Source organism: Brevibacillus sp. NRRL NRS-603, assembly GCF_003013445.1.
In the GTDB taxonomy this organism is placed as follows: domain Bacteria; phylum Bacillota; class Bacilli; order Brevibacillales; family Brevibacillaceae; genus Brevibacillus; species Brevibacillus formosus.
The window spans coordinates 23,531-41,929 of the sequence record NZ_PXZN01000038.1 but is presented as its reverse complement, the minus strand read 5'-3'; the positions used below and the strand labels follow the sequence as shown (position 1 = coordinate 41,929).

Here is an 18,399-nt window from a genome sequence, read left to right as displayed (position 1 = left end):
ATAGGAGAAGTCTGTTGGAGGGATTATGAAAACAATTTATTTGGTACGTCATTGTCAGGCTGCTGGCCAAGAACCCGAAGCCCTGCTCACGGAAAAGGGAGAAGCACAAGCTCGGGAGCTTGCCACCTTCTTCGCAGGTTCCCCCATTGATCGAATCATTTCGAGTCCGTATCATCGGGCGATTGCCACCATCCGGCCACTTGCACAGGAACGCGGAATCGTGGTTGAAGAAGACACGCGTTTGGTCGAGCGCGTCCTTAGCGGAGTACCACGTGGGGATTGGTTCGAGCGGCTGCGCGATACGTTCGATGACCTGACTCTTGAATTCGAAGGAGGCGAATCCAGTCTTACTGCTATCAACCGGGCAAATTCGTTGCTTACTGAGATTTTAGCAGACGAGCATAACGATATCGTGCTTGTCAGCCACGGATGCCTGCTGGCCTTACTCATGAAATCGATTGATGACCGCTTTGGCTTTCACGATTGGGAGAAATTAAGCAATCCAGATGTATTCAAGCTTACCTGTCATTTAGAAACCAGAGAGATCGTCCGCATATGGTCGTAAACGAATAAAAACAGTTACAAGGGGCAGCTCATCTGATTGCCTCCTGTAACTGTTTTTGTGGGATGGACTCTATTCCGATAATGCTCTGTAATTCTTCGCACGGCAGTCGCTGAACGATTCTGATAAAATGCTCCGCCAATATCGGATCAAATTGGGTACCAGAACCCCGTCTGATTTCTTGAAGCGCTTCCTCCACGGGCAATCCTTTTCGATAAGGCCTGTCCGCAACCATCGCATCGAAAGCATCAGAAATGGCTAAAATTCTCGCCATCAGCGGAATCTCATCCCCGGCTAAACCATCCGGATATCCCCTGCCATCTATACGCTCATGATGTGAGCGAATCGCAGGAAGCAATTCATTGAACATCCCTGCTTGCAAAATGATTTCGTAGCCAATGACCGTGTGCTGCTTGATCTTGTCATACTCTTCGGGAGTGAGCTTTCCTTTTTTATTAAGAATTTCGTCTTCGATACCGATTTTTCCAATGTCGTGCAGGATTCCTCCGATATAAACATCCTCCACTTTTCGTTCGGCCAAACCAATATCTCTCGCAATTTCTCTTCCCCAGTAAGCTACACGCTGAGAATGTCCACTTGTGTATCGATCTCGTGCGTCAATAGAAGCAGCCATCGTCGTTAAGAAGTTGTGATTGAATGATTTGACCTCTTCTACTTTTTGCTGAAGCCTTTGAAGATTGTCATAGTAATGATGAAATACGTAGCTGATCGTAATAAACGCAATCATCATAGGAATTAGTGTTAACGGACCATATAACTCTACTAATCGTGAACCTACCCCGGCAAGAATCAAAAGCAACAAGTAAGTCGAGGTAAAGCCTTTTGCCATCATCTTTACGGTTCGCGCCCAGGTCATTTGATGAAAGTAGGAGATACCCAATCCACATAAAGTCAGGTTCACAAACCAATACACAACAGCCAAAAACAAATCGCTAATAATGGGAGAAACAGTTCCAAAGCCCTCGATCCAATCCTTCAAAAACGCTACTGTCCATATAGTCATTAACAATTGCCCAATGTTAATAATAGCTTTTAGCGGATTAAACCTTACCAGGAAAGCAATGATTAAAGATTCAATAACAGCAGCCCATACTCCGACCCATACTCCGTACAACAAGATACCCGAAAAGATGACAGCATTGTTCACTGTTAAAATCGTATTAGATATACGCACGGGAGCAAAACAGGAAAAAATGGTCAGGAGGGTGTAGGTAGATATTACCCCCCAATGCTCACGGGCAGCCCATTCGGATGAAGATGTGTAAAAAATATAGATTGCTGCAATGACAAATCCAACCTGGACAACAATCCCTTTTATCCAAACCGCAAAATCAGTTTTTTGTCGCATAACTTTTACCTTCGCGAAGTTGTAGTAATGAAATCGGTTTATTCATCAATCGCTGAACAAGTAAAAAGGCACCTAACATAATAAAAATATCGCCGATGCTAATAATCCGAGGAATGAAAGATGGCATGTAAATGACATCCGTCAAAAACGGAAAATTTGAACTTTCCGTCAATACACTATGCTTGAAATTCGTTCCGTTTATAACTGGCTCTAAATCATAAGGAAGCTTTGCTGCTTGAACTAAATCGATTGGCATTTTTCCATTGTTAGACCAAATTGCAATCGCATTCAGAAACCAGCCGATTAAAAAAATCCGCATATCTTCAAATTCTCGATTAAAAACGAGGAAGGCCAAAATAAACACATACGCGATCGATATGAAAATGCCACCGATCGTAGGGAAGAAGGCTGCACAAGCCTGCAGCAATATGGTAACGATAAGAAGTTTCTTTTGGTTGAACTTAGGTAATTCTTTGATTCTTCCCCCTCGCAGCAATGCTACGAGAAAAGATAGGGCAATTACATCCAATAGCATGTTGTTTCCTCCAAGCTTGAAGAAAAAACACCACTCAGCCAAGCGGTGTTTGTTTCTCCAATACGCTTATTTATCCAATATGGAAGTTTGCAGAAGTAGCTGCTACGATTGCTACCACCATCATAATTGCCGCGAACCATTTTTTCATTTTCTTTTCCCCCCTTTAGGCATAGTGGAGAAAGCTGGCTTCGCTACTGTCCGTGATGCAGAGGCCAAGCGACCAAGTACAGCCCCTGCTCCCCTTTCCTTTTCCATTTCGGAAAAGGGCGGATTCGCTACTGGCTCCATACGGACCAAGCGACCAGATACAGTCCGTACTTCTTCGCTTCTTTCCTACCTTTATTTTACACATAAGTGACAAAATTCGGCAATCATAGATTCATAGTCTATTCGATTTAATTGCAACTAGTTCTATTTAACTAGAACTATGTTCACACCAGCGCCGCCAAAATCGCTTTTTGGGCGTGCAATCTATTTTCAGCCTGATCAAAAATGACAGAGCGCGATCCGTCGATGACCCCGGTTGTCACTTCTTCCCCACGATGTGCTGGCAAGCAGTGCAAGAAGAGATAATCACGATCTGCCGCTGCTACCAATTTTTCGTTCACTTGATAGTCGGCAAATGCTTTCAATCTCACCTCATTTTCTTCTTCAAAACCCATACTAGTCCAAACGTCCGTGTATACAGCATCTGCCCCCATGACAGCCTCTATCGGGTCAGTGGTCACCATCATTTTTCCACCGCTTTGTTTTGCGTACCCTGTAGCTTTTGCGACAATCGCTGCATCCATTTCGTAGCCTACCGGAGTCGCCACCCGCACATCCAGGCCTAGCAGAGCTGCGCCCAGCACCAGTGAATTCGCCACGTTGTTGCCGTCTCCTACATAGGCGAGCTTGACTCCTTTCAGCTTGCCTTTATGCTCCCAGATCGTCAGCAGATCAGCCAAAGCCTGACAAGGGTGGTACAGATCGGTCAAGCCATTGATAATAGGGATCGACGCGTGCTCGGCAAGCTCTTCTACATAGGAGTGGGAAAAGGTGCGAATCATGATGGCATCCACGTACCGCGAGAGAACTTTCGCTGTGTCGCTGATCGGCTCCCCGCGTCCGAGCTGTAGCTCTTTTCCGCTCATGAACATCCCCAGGCCACCCAACTGATGCATTCCCACTTCAAAGGACACGCGCGTGCGAGTAGAAGCCTTGTCAAAGATCATCCCCAACGTCTTGCCTTGCAAAGGCTGGAATGGCTGTCCCAGCTTTTGCAATTGCTTGACGTGAGCAGACAGATGGAGCAGCTCCATCAATTCCTCCCCGTTGAATTCATCGACGCGCAAGAAATCCTTTCCTTTATGCTTTTGTAATGGCAAGTTTTGAAAGTGTTCCAATATCTTCACTGGCTGCATGCGAGCCACCTCTTTTCTTCATAATAGACTTCACGTATAACTCGAACGTATCGACAGCGGAGAACAATGGCACACCTTGTTGCACCATCCGGCTTCGCAGGGCAAATCCTGTCCGGCCGTGACGATTGCCTTTCGTCGCAGTAACAAGTGCGAAGGCCGCTTCTTTCTCTTGCAACAGGTCGATCCACGCCGCTTCATCTGCCACGATATGCTTCACGACAATTCCTTCGTTTTTCAGCCATTCGGCCGTTCCCGGAGTCGCCGCCAGATCGGCACCGTCTGCTTGCATTTGTCCGATTGATTCTCTTACGCCGTCCTTCTTATCTCCATCTGCCAAAGAAATCATGACCAACTGTCCTTTTTGCCAGTCGCCGTACAAATTATCCTTGAAAGCAAAGGCCTTGCCTGCTGCCTCTTCGAAAGAATGCCCCAAGCCGAGAACTTCGCCCGTCGATTTCATCTCTGGACCTAGTACCGGATCTACACCATTCAGCTTGATCGTGGAGAAAACCGGTGCCTTGACGACTGCAAACGGAATCTCTGGCAAAAGCCCTGTACCATAGCCCATCTCCGACAGCTTTTCACCCAATTGTGCGCGAACCGCCAATTGGACCATCGGGATGCCAGTCACCTTGCTCGTAATCGGTACAGTCCGTGAAGCACGAGGATTAACCTCCAGTACATAAACCGTCTCGCCATCAATGACAAACTGAATATTGATTAACCCAACGGCTTCCATTTCCCCCGCGATTGCTTCTGTATAGCTCGCGATTTTATGCTTGATGTCATCCGTCAGATGTGGAGCTGGGAACAAGGCTACACTGTCACCTGAGTGGATGCCCGCTCTCTCCACATGCTGGAAAATCCCAGGGATGATGACAGAGTGTCCGTCACATACCGCATCTACTTCTGCTTCCTTACCTGGAACGTATTTATCCACGAGGAGCGGAAAGAACATACTCATGTTCGGATGGTTCAACCAGTCTTGAATGGTAGCCTGCAGCTCGTCGATATTGTGGACTACTACCATACCTTGCCCTCCGATGACGTACGAAGGTCGCATCAAAACAGGGAAGCCGATTTCCTCCGCTATCGCGGTCGCATCCTCCAAGGACGATACTCCTTTACCGGGGATATGCGGAATGTCCAGCTTGCGCAGCATGGTGTAGAATAGCTCGCGGTCCTCCGCGCGTTCGATGGCTGCAAGCGACGTACCCATTACTTTCAGACCCGCGTGCTCCAGCTTGGCTGCCAGATTGATCGCGGTTTGACCGCCGAACTGAACCATGACGCCCTCAACCTGTTCGCGTTCTGCGATATGCAGGACGTCTTCTACGTGAAGCGGTTCAAAATAAAGATGGTCGGCTGTTTCATAATCAGTGCTGACCGTCTCTGGGTTGTTGTTCACAACGACAGCCGCAATACCGCTTGCCTGAAGCGCTTTAGCTGCATGCACGGAGCAGTAGTCAAACTCGATTCCCTGGCCAATGCGAATGGGACCTGAGCCAAGTACCAGTACTTTGCGGCCAGCCAGTGACTCTACCTCATCTACTCCTTCCCAATCCGAATAGTAGTAAGGAGTTTGGGCATCAAATTCTGCCGCACAAGTATCCACAATTTTATAAGTAGGCGTAATGCCCGATTCTTGGCGAAGTGATTTGATTTCAGCAGGTGTAGCACCAATCAGTGAAGCGATCGTTTCATCTGCAAATCCGCGACGCTTTGCTTCCAACAACAGCTCTGAGGTCAGTGTTTTGCTATCGTGGCAAGACAGCTCTACCTCCAAGTCCACGATTTTACGCAAGCTCCGCAAGAAAAACGGATCTACACCAGTCAGATTGTGCAGCTCACTTTCTGTAAAGCCTTTCCGGATCGCCTCGGCAAAAACGAATAGTCTGATATCAGTCGCTTCCTGCAGGGAATGTGCAAGCTCCTCACGCGTCCAGGATGCCAGCTCTGGTCGAGTCAAATGTGTGCATCCCTGTTCCAGAGAGCGAACTGCCTTCAATAGTCCTGCTTCCAGATTGCGGGCGATCGACATGACCTCGCCAGTCGCTTTCATTTGCGTCCCCAGCTTGCGGTCTGCCAGTGGGAATTTGTCAAACGGGAAGCGCGGGATTTTGACAACGATGTAGTCCAACGCTGGTTCAAAGCTAGCGTACGTATAGCCTGTGATTGGATTGAGCACCTCATCCAGTCCGTAGCCTAATGCGAGCTTGGCGGCGATCCGCGCGATTGGATAGCCTGTCGCTTTGGACGCCAACGCACTGGAACGGCTTACACGAGGATTTACCTCGATCAGTACATACCGATCGGAATTCGGATCAAGCGCAAATTGAATATTGCAACCACCTACTACCCCAAGCGAACGAATCACTTTCGTTGATACGCTGCGCAGCATTTGGTACTGACGATCTGTCAGCGTCTGAGATGGCGCAACGACAATGCTGTCTCCCGTATGAATCCCTACCGGGTCCAAATTTTCCATATTGCACACGATGATGCAGGTATCATTAGCATCACGCATAACCTCGTACTCAATCTCTTTCCAGCCTTTTACACTCCGCTCAATCAGCACCTGACCGATTGGACTAGCTGCAATGCCACCTGCTGCAACCTTTCGCAATGACGCTTCATCCGCTGCGATCCCGCCACCTGCTCCTCCGAGCGTATAAGCAGGACGGACAATCACTGGATAGCCGATAGCGTTCGCAAACTCGATGGCTGCTTCTACAGATTCGACAGTATCGCTCTCTGGAACAGGCTCTCCGATTTGCTGCATCAATTGCTTGAACAGCTCACGGTCTTCCCCGTTTTGAATGGCAGCCAGCGGCGTACCCAACAACTGCACACTGTACTTTTCCAACACGCCCGCTTCTGCTAGAGAAACAGCAAGATTAAGTCCCGTTTGGCCGCCTAACGTAGGCAAGAGGCCATCGGGACGCTCTTTTGCGATAATAGCTGTCACGGATTCCACCGTGAGCGGCTCCAGATACACTTTGTCCGCTACTTGTTCATCTGTCATGATCGTAGCCGGATTGTTATTCACCAGCACGACCTGCACGCCAGCTTCTTTCAGGGAAAGGCACGCCTGTGCACCTGCATAATCAAATTCCGCTGCCTGCCCGATGACGATCGGACCAGAACCGATGACCAATACTTTATGAATGTGTGGCAATTTAGGCATATCTCTTCGCTCCTACTACGCGCATCGACTGCAAGAATTGGTAGAAAATGTGGGATGTATCACTTGGGCCTGGATGTGCTTCCGGATGGAACTGCACACTGAAAACAGGCAAACTGACGTGACGCAGTCCTTCGACTGAACCGTCATTGACATTGCGATAGGAAACCGTTAACTGACGTTTATCCAGAGACTCTTCCTTGACCACGTACCCGTGATTTTGTGAGCTCATATATACTTTGCCAGTCATCAGATCCTTGACCGGATGATTGCTGCCGCGGTGACCGTATGCGAGCTTTTCTGTCTTGCCGCCGTACATCAGCGCCAATACTTGATGCCCTAAACAAATGCCCAATGTCGGGTACTGCTCCACGGCTTTGCGCCATTCGCTGCAATACGCAAGCAAGTGCTCTGGATCGCCAGGCCCATTGGAAAACAACAAGCCATCTGGTGCGAGTGCATTGATTTGGGCAAAACTCGTATCAAAAGGAACGACCGTAACACGGCAGCCCTGCTGGAGAAGTGCATCCAAAATCGATTGCTTCATGCCGAGGTCAATCAAGACGACATGCTCGCCTGTTCCCGGATAACGCTCCACTTGTTGTCTGGATACGTTGGCAACTAATGATTTCTTGGCGTGCTTATAGCGCAGGGACACCACTTCCTCTACCTGCATAGGCTGATCGGAAATGACACCGAATATGGTACCGTCTTGACGGACGCGCTTGGTAATCGTTCGCGTATCGATCCCCGCAAGGATTGGGAATCCAAATGCTTCTGCCGCTTGAGCCAAAGTCATGTTTGATTCGTAATGGCTTGGCTCCATGCATAGCTCGCTGACAATCATCCCTGTCAACGCTGGCTTGGCTGCCTCATAATCCTTTTCGTTGATCCCGTAGTTTCCGATCAAGGGATATGTGAAGGTAACAATTTGCCCTGCAAAAGAAGGGTCTGTCATCACCTCTTGGTATCCCGTCATTCCTGTATGAAAAACCACTTCTCCGAATCCGTTAATGGGGGCGCCATACAGCTTCCCTGTAAAAACCTCGCCGCTCTCCAGCGTTAAATATCCTGTTCCTAACGATTGATTCTCTCTATCCATCTATAAAGCCACTCCTCTCCAATAGGCACCGGGCTGATCGCTCTTACCGAAAATTTATGCAACCTTTTGTATTAATATACATTCGAGATTATAAAAATGCAACGAGTTTTTTGATCACTTCCACCCGTTGCATTCTTTGCTTTTTTATCTAAACCTGCGACAGCGCCTCGCTTAATACGGTAATGGCTTGCTTTACTTCATCGTCGGTCGTCACAAACGAAGGCAAGAGTCTCACTACTTGCGGGCCAGCTATCAGCATAATGACTCCTTTTTCCCGTGCATACGCGACCGGCTCACCAGCAGGAATCGTAAGTTCCACACCGAGAAGCAGTCCTTTTCCCCGAACCGTAACCACTTTGTCTGGATGCTCTGCCTTGAGCTTCTCCAGCTCTTTGATCAATACGTCATGGATATGGGCTACCCGCTCCAAAATCTGCTCCTCTTCCATCGTCGCAAGCGTCGCGATTCCAGCAGTTGCTGCCAATGGATTCCCGCCAAAAGTGGTACCATGCGTACCCGGAGCAAACGCTTCTGCTACTTCTTTGGTCGCGACGACCGCTCCAATCGGGAAACCACTTCCCAAGCCTTTTGCCAATGAAATCGCATCTGGCTTTACGTCATACTGCTGGAAGGCAAACCATGTACCCGTGCGGCCTATCCCAGTCTGTATCTCATCAATCAACAGGAGCAATCCGTGCGCATCGCACAATTCACGCAGCGCCTTCACCCACGCCTCTTCTGCCGGATGAACGCCACCTTCTCCCTGAATCAGCTCCAGCATGATCGCGCACGTCTTGTCTGTAATGGCTGACTTGACCGCATCAAGGTCGTTGTAAGGAACGGTGACAAATCCCTGCGGCAATGGTGCGAAGCCATCCTTCACCTTTTCCTGTCCAGTAGCCGTCAGGGTAGCCAATGTCCGTCCATGAAAAGACTGTTCAAAGCTGATGATTTCGTAACGGTCGGTCCCTTTTATTTTTTGTGCATAGCGGCGGGCGAGCTTGATCAAGCCTTCATTCGCCTCTGCTCCACTGTTGCAGAAAAAAGCCTGATCCAGTCCAGACAAACGGCTCAGCTTTTCCGCCAAAATCTCTTGCTGAGGAACATGCACTAGATTCGAGCAATGCCACAACGTATCGAGCTGTTCGTGCAGCTTTTCCGTTACTTTTGGTGGGACATGCCCTAACGAGGTCACGGCAATTCCTGAGGTAAAATCGAGATATTGCTTGCCTTGATCATCCCACACCTGGTTTCCTTGTCCTTTTACCAAACTGATTGGCCATCTTGCATAGTTATTCATGAGATGCACAGGCGCTGTTGTTGTATGCATATTCATTTCCCTCCTCATTGAGCATATTCATACGGACTGTTGTCCCCACTGCCTGCCCCGCACAAACACCGAGCAGATCTTCAGCGGTTCCCCGGCAGATGACAACCTGCTCCACACCCTGTCCGAGAGCGTCGATAGCTGCCTGAACCTTCGGAATCATTCCGCCAGTAATAATCTCTTCCCGAATCATTTCCTGTATCTCTTCTGCACTTGTAGCTGGCACTACTGCCTTGGTTCCGTCTGTCTGTGGCTGCATGATGCCCGGAACATCTGTCACCATGATCAGTTTTTCGGCGCTAAGTGCTGCTGCAATCGCTCCTGCGGCTACATCCGCATTGACGTTATATGTCTCTGTGCCATCTTCACTAACGGAAAGGGGAGCAATCACCGGGACGTAGCCCTGCTCAAGAATCGCTTTCGGAATGGTGGTATCAGCCTTCTTCATTTCTCCTACCCACCCGAGTGGCTTTGGCGTTTTTGTTGCCAAAAGGGTCTGACCATCGATTCCACTTACTCCCCAAGCCTTGGCTCCTGCCTGTATCAGCCTTTTCACCAGCGCCTTGTTGATACTGCCGCATAAGACCATCTCTACAACACGCAGCGTGTCCTCGCAGGTAACACGAAGCCCATCGACAAATTGCGGAGTGATCTGAACTCGATCGAGCATACTGTTAATAGCAGGTCCGCCCCCATGGACGATGACGATCTTTTGTCCTTGCGCCTGCAGTCCGGCGATCGCCTGAAAGAAGGAGTCAGGCAGCTGATCCATGGTGCTTCCGCCACATTTGATCACAACAATTCCTTGCATCTGCTCTCCTCCTCTACGGGTATACAGGTACCAGCGGCAAGCCCGTTATCTCAGGCAAATCAAACATGACATTCATGTTTTGTACAGCTTGACCGGCTGCGCCCTTCATCATGTTATCGATTACCGACAGCAAAATAACACGCTTCGTGCGCTGGTCAACATGGATGGCGATATCGCAGTAATTGGAGCCATAAACTTCTTTGGTACGTGGATGACTGCCTGCAGGACGTACACGCACAAAAGGCTTATCCCCATAAGCAGCTTCATATAGCTCCTGGATTTGTGTTTGTGTGACGTCAGTTGCTAGTTGTCCGTAAGCCGTGACTAAAATCCCTCGGGTCATCGGCACCAAATGCGGAGTAAATTGAACAAGCGTCTCTTCCCCGCTCTGTTTTTCCAGCTCCTGTTCAATCTCAGGTGTATGCTGATGACTCGCAACTTTATAAGCATGAATGCTTTCATTAATTTCGCCGTAATGTACACCGAGCGATACTCCACGTCCAGCGCCGGACACACCCGATTTGGCATCGACAATCCAACTGTTAGGCTGTACCCAGCCTGTCTTTACCAGCGGAAGCAAGGCGAGGAGTGTAGCGGTGGGATAACACCCTGGATTCGCTATGAGACTGGCACCCGCCACTTGCTCTTGATTCCACTCGGTTAAACCGTAAACCGCCGCGTCTACCCATTGGGACGGAGCTGGCTCATGTTTGTACCACGTTTTGTAGACCGCACCGTTTTCTAGACGAAAATCCCCAGATAAATCAATCACCTTCACGCCTTTTTCGACCAGCTTCGGAGACAGCGTGCTACTTACTCCCGCAGGTGTAGCTAGGAAGATCAAATCGTTCACATCGCTCATGCTGTCTGCATCAATTGGTGACAATGTGGGCAACCCGAGCCCAGCTGCATGTGGAAACGATTTCTCCAAGCTCTCCCCTTCTGATGAACTTGAATATAAATTGGCAATCTCAACATGCGGATGCCCAGCCAAAAGACGGATCAACTCCGCGCCACCATAACCCGTTGCCCCAACAATCCCGACCCGAACCATGCTCTCTCCCCTTTATCCTGTAGTGTATTTTTATACATGAATAATAATAAAAATCCATTCAGAATACAACAGAAAATCTTTTTTACGGCCAAAGAAAAAAGCGCCCGATTGCTCAAGCGCTGGTTTGTTGCCCTGTTTACTTTTTATCCGCTAACCATGCAGCAATGTTTTCTGCATCTTTTCCGGTAACGAGACCCGGAGGCATTGATCCTTTTCCTTTTTCCAAAATGCCCATGATCTCGTCCTTGTTCAACTGGCTGCCGATCTTTTGCAAGTTCGGTCCAACTGCCCCTTCCAACGTCTGTCCGTGGCAGCCTGAACAAGTATTTTTGTACATGGTTTCTGCAGTTGCTGCATCATAGCTGCCGGATGGTGTCGTCGAAGGTGCTTCTGTTGCTGGTTGTTCGGCTGCCGGCGTGTCTGTCGCTGGTTGTTGTGCTGGCGGCTGTGTTTGATTACTGGTACCACAGGCACTTAGCGAGAATGCGAGTACAGCCGCTGTCAAAACGAGTGGAATACGTTTCAAGGCTGTTCCCTCCTTTATTCGGATTTCTTCGCTAAGTATGCCTCCGACTTCCACTTCTCATTCTTAGGACAGCCATTTAGGACAAAGGAAATTCCAACGGACTCCATTCACGCAACTCTAACGTCCGAGCGCCTTCTACAACAACTGGATCAGCCTCCGCCAATTTACGAGCTTCTTCCAGAGAATCTGCTTTGTAAATAACCAATCCCCCGAGCTTGTCTGTGAAAGGTCCTGCCATAAACACTTTTCCCTGCTTGTACAAATCATTGATATACGTAAGATGCGCAGGTCTTACTTGAGCATTCAGCTCTTGATTCACGATTGGCAAAAATGCGGCATATAACATGGACGGTTTCTCTCCTTTTTCATGACCTTTTTCTTTCATGAAGTATAACATAATTATGAATACGGACTTTGGTCTGGTAGGATTTTTCCTTTCAACAGCGAACGATTCAAAGGTAGCAAGTAGCAACAGAGAGGCGGATAGGTATGGACACGCAGATACAGTTATATACATCTCTCTTCCACAACAATCCTGACGCTGTTTTCATGTTCGATATGCAGGGCAGATTCACAGGCGTAAACGCTGCTGGTGAAGCATTGATAGGATTCACCTCTCAAGAATTGCTGCGCATGCACATTTGGGAAATTCTCGCTTCTACTGAGGGTCTCGACAGTAAGAAACAACAACAAATCCTCTCTGCAGGAATCAGAAAAAATAAGCATTATCAGTTGCTCCATAAAAACGGGCAGGTTGTGGATATTATCGCTTCCAGTTTTCCCATTTTTCAAAACGGCGAAATCATCAGTCGCTATACGATTGCCAAAAACATCACGCAGCAAAAGAAAATGGAAGAGGCTCTTCACCAGATGCAAGAGAACTTTCGGTTAATATCCGAAAACATTATGGACTTGATTTTCATTGTAAATGTGGATGGAATGATTACCTACGCTTCCCCTTCCGTTCAGGCGGTAACTGGTCTCACGATTGATCAAGTGATCAACCAGCATTTTTCGATCTTGATTCATCCTGAGCAAGTTTCCAACGCCAAGAGCGATTTTGCTCAAATGTTGAAGCAGAAGATCACACTCGACGCCGAGTACCATTACCTGCACCCAGACGGTAGAATGTTGCTATTCGATGTGAAAGGGACACCTGACGTTTGTTCAAACGGTCATATTCTCAGCGCGGTTTTTGTGGCGCGTGATATTACAGAACGTCGGCAATCAGAGGAATTGCTTCGTTACTCTGACAAGCTGTCCGTTCTAGGAGAGCTTGCCGCGGGTATCGCCCATGAAATTCGCAATCCGCTTACGGCCTTGAAAGGGTTTATTCAACTCATGGAAGGGGACAAGTTCGCCAATCAGCAATACTTGCAAATTATGCGTTCCGAAATCGACCGGATCACCTCGATTACCAGTGAGCTTTTGATAATGGCGAAGCCGCAAACGTTGCGATTTGCTCCCAACGGCCTTTTGCCATTGCTTTCGTCTGTCATTAAGCTTTTGGAACCGCAGGCACTTCTTAAAAATGTATCTATTCTTACTGATTTTCCGCAAGTCACGTCCCTCATATTGTGTGAGGAATATCAAATCAAGCAAGTCTTTATAAACATCATAAAAAACGGCATGGAAGCCATGCCGTTAGGTGGAAATCTCACAATCAAGGTTGTAGAGCGCACTTCCGATGTTATCATCCGAATCAGCGATCAAGGACAAGGTATCCCTGCCGAGCTACTTCCCCGATTAGGAGAGCTTTTTTATAGTACAAAAGAAACAGGAACTGGCCTGGGGTTAATGGTAAGCTCAAAAATTATTCGCGATCACGGCGGTACAATCAACATCGCCAGCGATGTCGGCAAAGGAACCACCGTATCGATTTCCATACCAAAAGCCTTGAAGCCTACTGTTTCGTTTAACGATTAATCTGTGCGCGCAAATAGGCATCGATAAACGAATCAATTTCACCATCCATGACGGCTTGAACGTTTCCTACCTCCATATTCGTCCGGTGGTCTTTTACCAGACTGTATGGATGGAAGACATAGGAACGAATTTGGCTGCCCCACGCAATATCTTTTTGTTCACCTTGAATAGCGGCCAACGTTTTCTCTTGTTCTTCCCGTTTTTTCTCAAACAGTCGTGCCGTCAGCATCTTCATCGCACGCTCCCGGTTTTTAATCTGGGAGCGTTCTGTTTGACACGTCACCACAATCCCAGAAGGCAAGTGAGTAATCCGTACAGCGGAGTCCGTCGTGTTGATATGCTGGCCACCCGCCCCACTGGAACGATACGTATCGATTTTCAGGTCTTCTGTACGTATGTCTACCGCATTATCGTCTTCGATCTCCGGCAGGACGTTGCAAGACACAAACGATGTGTGTCGGCGTCCAGAGGCATCAAACGGAGATATCCGCACAAGACGATGAACCCCTTTTTCTGATTTGAGGTAGCCATACGCATTGTAGCCCTTAATGAGGAGAGTAACACTTTTTACACCGGCTTCATCGCCAGGCAAATAGTCCAATGTTTCGACCTTGAAGCCCTTGGCATCCCCCCAACGTGTATACATACGCAGAAGCATGGACGCCCAATCCTGGGACTCCGTACCACCCGCTCCCGGATGCAGCTCCAGAATGGCGTTGTTTTTGTCGTATTCATCGCTCAAAAGCAATTCCAGCTCAAAGCTCTCAAATGACTTCCGCAGCTCCTGCGTACTGTCATACAGATCTTGAATGAGCGACGTATCCCCTTCTTCGATGACGAGCTCCAGCATTACCTGGAGATCCTCGTACTGAGAATCCAGCTTGGCCATCGTCTCCACGAGGCTTTTGATTGCATTCAGTTCACTGATTGTCTTCTGCGCTGCATCATTGTCATCCCAAAAATCGGGTGCCAGCATGCGCTCTTCCAGTTCACCGATTCGTTCCTGTTTTACTGGGAGGTCAAAGAGACCCCCTAATATCCGCTAAACGCTTAGCCATGCTAGACATCTCTTGTTTGATGTCCGCAATATCGATTAATGCCATGTTGCGAATCACCTTCTCTTTACGTAAGCTATGTTTTATTGTAACGTAATTTGCCCGATGCGCAAATACGGCAGCTTGTCACGTTTAGAAAAGGGACTTCGCCGCTACTCTTTGTCACGTTGCCACCGGTGGTGATGGCGAGGATCTCAGGTCTCGGATTTCATGCGGTTGTTTATTTTCCGTCTGCGATGCAGCAACCAGAAAGAGATGGGTACGCCGAGCTTTGTTTGCTTTCAGCTGGTATGCTTGCTTGATGATAGCTTGTCGCTTTCCACTGTGTGTTTTTCGATATTTTTTGGCTAGTGGACTTTCACGCGTTCGATCTACCATTCCATTCGGATGTGCAATTAAGGCCTCCTTCCAATTCGGTTCCGGAATTTCCTCCATCAGTCTCTTGTCCTCAAAGACCGGGTCTTGCGCTGAGATGACTCTCGGTAATTCGATCCCCTCCTCCTTTTCAATGAGCTGTACTTTTTTATTTTCTTTTCCTGTCTGTAAGACTGCTTTTAAAGTAACGGAAATGCGCTCCATAATATTTTTTGTTTGTATCCCCATCACGTTCACTGACGTTCTCATTTGTTCATTCCCCCGTCTTCGTGAATTTTTGGTAAAAGTGTTGTACTTACGATTCTATTTATTTTTCAGATAATTACCACTTGAATCGTTCGATCACTTTTACCAGTGTTAGACAAATAGATCGTTAATATCAGACGAGGAAGAATGGATGAGGACGAATACTGTCAAGGCATTAGGAATGGGCAAGAAAAAAACATTCCCCTCGTACCGAATTTGCCGATACGAGAAGAATGTTCTGTTATTGCTTAGTGTTTCTTATTTTGGCGCTTGCGTTCTTGCTCCTGAGCGCGACGCTGTGCGCGGTTTTTCGGATCAGCATCACCGGAGGTCTCCGGATCTGGACGATCAGATGGTCCGGAGGTTTGCAAGCTACTCGGATCGATTCCTTGACCGCGAATGACATCTTGACGCTCAAGGTTTTGGCTGACTTCGGCCTTCATGATATACATAGCGACTTCTTCTTGAACAGCAGCCAGCATACCTTGATACATTTCGTATCCTTCGAACTGGTACTCACGAAGCGGGTCGTTTTGTGCATAAGCGCGCAAGTGAATACCTTGACGCAGCTGATCCATCGCATCGATGTGATCCATCCACTTGCTGTCGACAGCACGCAGAATGACGACTTTTTCAAACTCGCGAATCGATTCACCGATTTCTTCTTCACGCTGTTTGTACTGCTTATCGACTTCTGCTTTCAACAACTCGAGAATTTCTTCTGCTTCCTTGCCTTTCAGCATTTTAGCCGTAATCGATTCTTCATGGAGGAATCCATTATTGGCTGCATCGGCCAGTGCTTGCAGATCCCAATCCTCTGGTACCTCTTCTTTTGGACAATGCAGAGACACTGCACGCTCCATTACTGCGTAGATCATATTCAAAGCAACATCGCTGAGGTTTTCCTGTTCCAGGATGTCTTTACGCTGTTTGTAGACAACCAGACGCTGCTGATTCATGACATCATCGTACTGGAGAACGCCTTTACGTGCGTCAAAGTTCGAACCCTCTACACGCTTCTGCGCAGATTCTACCGCACGAGTAACCAGACGGCTCTCGATCGGCATATCCTCTTCCATCCCCAAGCGATCCATCATATTCATGATATTGTCCGCACCGAAACGACGCATGAGCTCATCTTGCATCGAGAGGAAGAACTGGGATGAACCCGGGTCCCCCTGGCGACCAGCACGACCGCGCAGCTGATTGTCAATCCGACGGCTCTCGTGACGTTCTGTACCGATAATATGAAGACCGCCCAGCTCCGCAACACCTTCGCCAAGCTGAATGTCCGTACCGCGACCCGCCATGTTTGTCGCAATGGTAACCGCTCCGTACACACCTGCACGTGCAACGATTTCCGCCTCGCGTTCATGCTGCTTCGCGTTCAATACGTTATGCGGTACGCCTTTTTGCTTCAGCATTTGGGACAAGCGTTCCGAGTTTTCGATGGAGATGGTACCTACCAGAATCGGTTGACCCTTTTTATGACGCTCGACAATGTCGTTTACAACTGCACGATATTTGGCTGCCTCTGTTTTGAATACAAGGTCAGGTGAATCGATACGCTGTACTGGCTTATTCGTTGGAATAACCACAACATCGAGACCGTAAATCTTTTTGAATTCTTCTTCTTCCGTCTTCGCTGTACCTGTCATACCCGCCAGCTTCTCGTACATACGGAAGTAGTTTTGCAAAGTAATAGTCGCCAGTGTCATGCTCTCGCTTTGGACACGCAGACCTTCTTTGGCTTCAATCGCTTGATGCAAGCCATCGCTGTAACGACGTCCAACCATCAGACGGCCAGTGAACTCGTCGACGATCACAACTTCGCCTTCCTGCACTACATAATCAACATCGCGCTTGAACAAAACTTGAGCCTTCAACGCCGCTGTAATGTGGTGGTTCAACGTGGTATGTGCCGTATCGTACAGGTTGTCGATGTTGAATGCCTGTTCGACCTTGCTCACACCATCATCTGTGAGGCTGACGATTTTCAGCTTCTCGTCGATGGTGAAATCTTTTTCTTCTTCCAGACGCTTCACAAAATGCGAGCAGATATAATACAGCTCTGTCGATTTGTTAGCAGAACCGGAGATGATCAACGGCGTACGTGCTTCGTCAATCAAAATGCTGTCCACCTCGTCGATGATAGCGAAGAAGAGTGGACGTTGCACCATTTGTTCCTTGTACAAAACCATATTGTCACGCAAGTAATCGAAGCCAAATTCATTGTTCGTACCATACGTAATATCACACGCGTATGCTTCGCGTTTTTCTTCAGGGCTCAGTCCGTTCTTGTTCAAACCGACTGTCAGTCCGAGGAAGTTATACAGCTTACCCATGATAGTCGAGTCACGCTCAGCCAAGTATTCGTTCACGGTAACGACGTGGACGCCTTTTCCCATCAGAGCATTCAGGTATGTAGCCAGTGTCGCAACCAGCGTTTTACCTTCACCCGTCTTCATCTCGGAGATACGGCCTTCCTGAAGCACCATACCACCAATCATTTGGACATCGAAGTGGCGCATGCCCAGTACACGGATCGATGCTTCACGCACAACGGCAAACGCTTCGTTCAAAATTTTGTCCAGTTCTTCTCCATTTGCCAAGCGCGCCTTAAACTCAGCTGTCTTCTCCCGCAATTGGTCATCCGAGAGTGCCTTAATCGTTGGTTCCAGCGCGTTGATACTTTCTACACGCTTAAACATTTTCTTTACTTCACGTTCATTGCTATCGCCAAATATCTTTTTAACGAGTCCTAACATGAGGACACCCCTTCCATATACTGCCAAACAAAATGCACAAGCCGGCATGAGTCCAATAATAAAAAAGGATACCGATTCTACGAAAATAATACTTTCTAAAAAGATATTTTATCAAATAGAGCATCCTCTACACAAGTAAAGGGAGTTGCCAATAGC

At 48.1% G+C, this 18,399-nt stretch carries 15 protein-coding genes; 2 read left to right on the top strand and 13 right to left on the bottom strand.

Translation table 11 applies throughout. From position 1 onward, the window contains the following. The first annotated feature begins 25 nt into the window (after positions 1-25). Positions 26-565: a histidine phosphatase family protein gene (locus C7R94_RS24485; RefSeq protein ID WP_106785321.1), complete on the top strand. Its 540-nt coding sequence runs from the start codon at positions 26-28 to the stop codon at positions 563-565. A gap of 28 nt (positions 566-593) precedes the next feature. Here the strand turns inward: C7R94_RS24485 and C7R94_RS24480 are convergent, their stop codons facing one another. The 10 genes from C7R94_RS24480 to C7R94_RS24435 all read right to left on the bottom strand — a co-directional run bounded on the left by C7R94_RS24480 (position 594) and on the right by C7R94_RS24435 (position 12,219). Further along, the gene (locus C7R94_RS24480; protein ID WP_106785320.1) at positions 594-1,931 is read right to left on the bottom strand and encodes an HD-GYP domain-containing protein; all 1,338 of its coding nucleotides are present in this window, start codon (positions 1,929-1,931) and stop codon (positions 594-596) included. Continuing rightward, entirely contained in the window at positions 1,915-2,466 is a 552-nt protein-coding gene (locus C7R94_RS24475) for a DUF5317 domain-containing protein (protein ID WP_106785319.1), read from the bottom strand. The genes C7R94_RS24480 and C7R94_RS24475 overlap by 17 nt, the downstream gene beginning before the upstream one ends. Before the next feature lie 431 nt (positions 2,467-2,897). Continuing rightward, positions 2,898-3,869: an ornithine carbamoyltransferase gene (gene argF / locus C7R94_RS24470; RefSeq protein ID WP_106785343.1), complete on the bottom strand. Its 972-nt coding sequence runs from the start codon at positions 3,867-3,869 to the stop codon at positions 2,898-2,900. Beyond that, positions 3,814-7,056, bottom strand: coding sequence for a carbamoyl-phosphate synthase (glutamine-hydrolyzing) large subunit (gene carB / locus C7R94_RS24465; protein ID WP_106785318.1), 3,243 nt, complete (start codon positions 7,054-7,056; stop codon positions 3,814-3,816). Before carB ends, argF begins: the two co-directional genes overlap by 56 nt. Beyond that, complete coding sequence (locus C7R94_RS24460; protein WP_106785317.1) at positions 7,049-8,155, bottom strand: carbamoyl phosphate synthase small subunit; 1,107 nt, start codon at positions 8,153-8,155, stop codon at positions 7,049-7,051. The genes carB and C7R94_RS24460 overlap by 8 nt, the downstream gene beginning before the upstream one ends. 148 nt (positions 8,156-8,303) lie before the next feature. After that, on the bottom strand, positions 8,304-9,485 hold the full coding sequence (locus C7R94_RS24455; protein WP_106785316.1) for an aspartate aminotransferase family protein: 1,182 nt from the start codon (positions 9,483-9,485) through the stop codon (positions 8,304-8,306). Beyond that, a complete protein-coding gene (gene argB, locus C7R94_RS24450) occupies positions 9,448-10,293 on the bottom strand; it encodes an acetylglutamate kinase (RefSeq protein WP_106785315.1) in 846 nt (281 codons plus the stop codon). The genes C7R94_RS24455 and argB overlap by 38 nt, the downstream gene beginning before the upstream one ends. Positions 10,294-10,306: 13 nt before the next feature. Further along, a complete protein-coding gene (gene argC / locus C7R94_RS24445) occupies positions 10,307-11,347 on the bottom strand; it encodes an N-acetyl-gamma-glutamyl-phosphate reductase (RefSeq protein WP_106785314.1) in 1,041 nt (346 codons plus the stop codon). Between the two features lie 136 nt (positions 11,348-11,483). Further along, positions 11,484-11,873: a c-type cytochrome gene (locus tag C7R94_RS24440; protein ID WP_106785313.1), complete on the bottom strand. Its 390-nt coding sequence runs from the start codon at positions 11,871-11,873 to the stop codon at positions 11,484-11,486. Positions 11,874-11,949: 76 nt separating this feature from the next. Then, positions 11,950-12,219: a YciI family protein gene (locus tag C7R94_RS24435; RefSeq protein WP_047069739.1), complete on the bottom strand. Its 270-nt coding sequence runs from the start codon at positions 12,217-12,219 to the stop codon at positions 11,950-11,952. 143 nt (positions 12,220-12,362) lie between these two features. Here C7R94_RS24435 and C7R94_RS24430 point away from each other — a divergent pair, with 143 nt between their 5' ends. After that, complete coding sequence (locus C7R94_RS24430; RefSeq protein WP_106785312.1) at positions 12,363-13,799, top strand: PAS domain-containing sensor histidine kinase; 1,437 nt, start codon at positions 12,363-12,365, stop codon at positions 13,797-13,799. Here the strand turns inward: C7R94_RS24430 and prfB are convergent. The 3 genes from prfB to secA form a co-directional block, all read right to left on the bottom strand. After that, positions 13,789-14,902, bottom strand: a protein-coding gene (prfB, locus tag C7R94_RS24425) for a peptide chain release factor 2 (protein WP_106785311.1) whose coding sequence is annotated in 2 segments (ribosomal slippage) — positions 13,789-14,820 and positions 14,822-14,902 — 1,113 coding nt in all. Because the reading frame shifts where the segments join, the coding sequence is not laid out codon by codon here. The genes C7R94_RS24430 and prfB overlap by 11 nt on opposite strands. Before the next feature lie 114 nt (positions 14,903-15,016). Then, positions 15,017-15,478 carry a hypothetical protein gene (locus C7R94_RS24420; RefSeq protein ID WP_106785310.1) on the bottom strand — a complete coding sequence of 154 codons (462 nt, stop codon included), beginning with the start codon at positions 15,476-15,478 and terminating at the stop codon, positions 15,017-15,019. A gap of 245 nt (positions 15,479-15,723) precedes the next feature. Then, the gene (secA, locus tag C7R94_RS24415) at positions 15,724-18,243 is read right to left on the bottom strand and encodes a preprotein translocase subunit SecA (RefSeq protein WP_106785309.1); all 2,520 of its coding nucleotides are present in this window, start codon (positions 18,241-18,243) and stop codon (positions 15,724-15,726) included. Between the last annotated feature and the right edge of the window lie 156 nt (positions 18,244-18,399).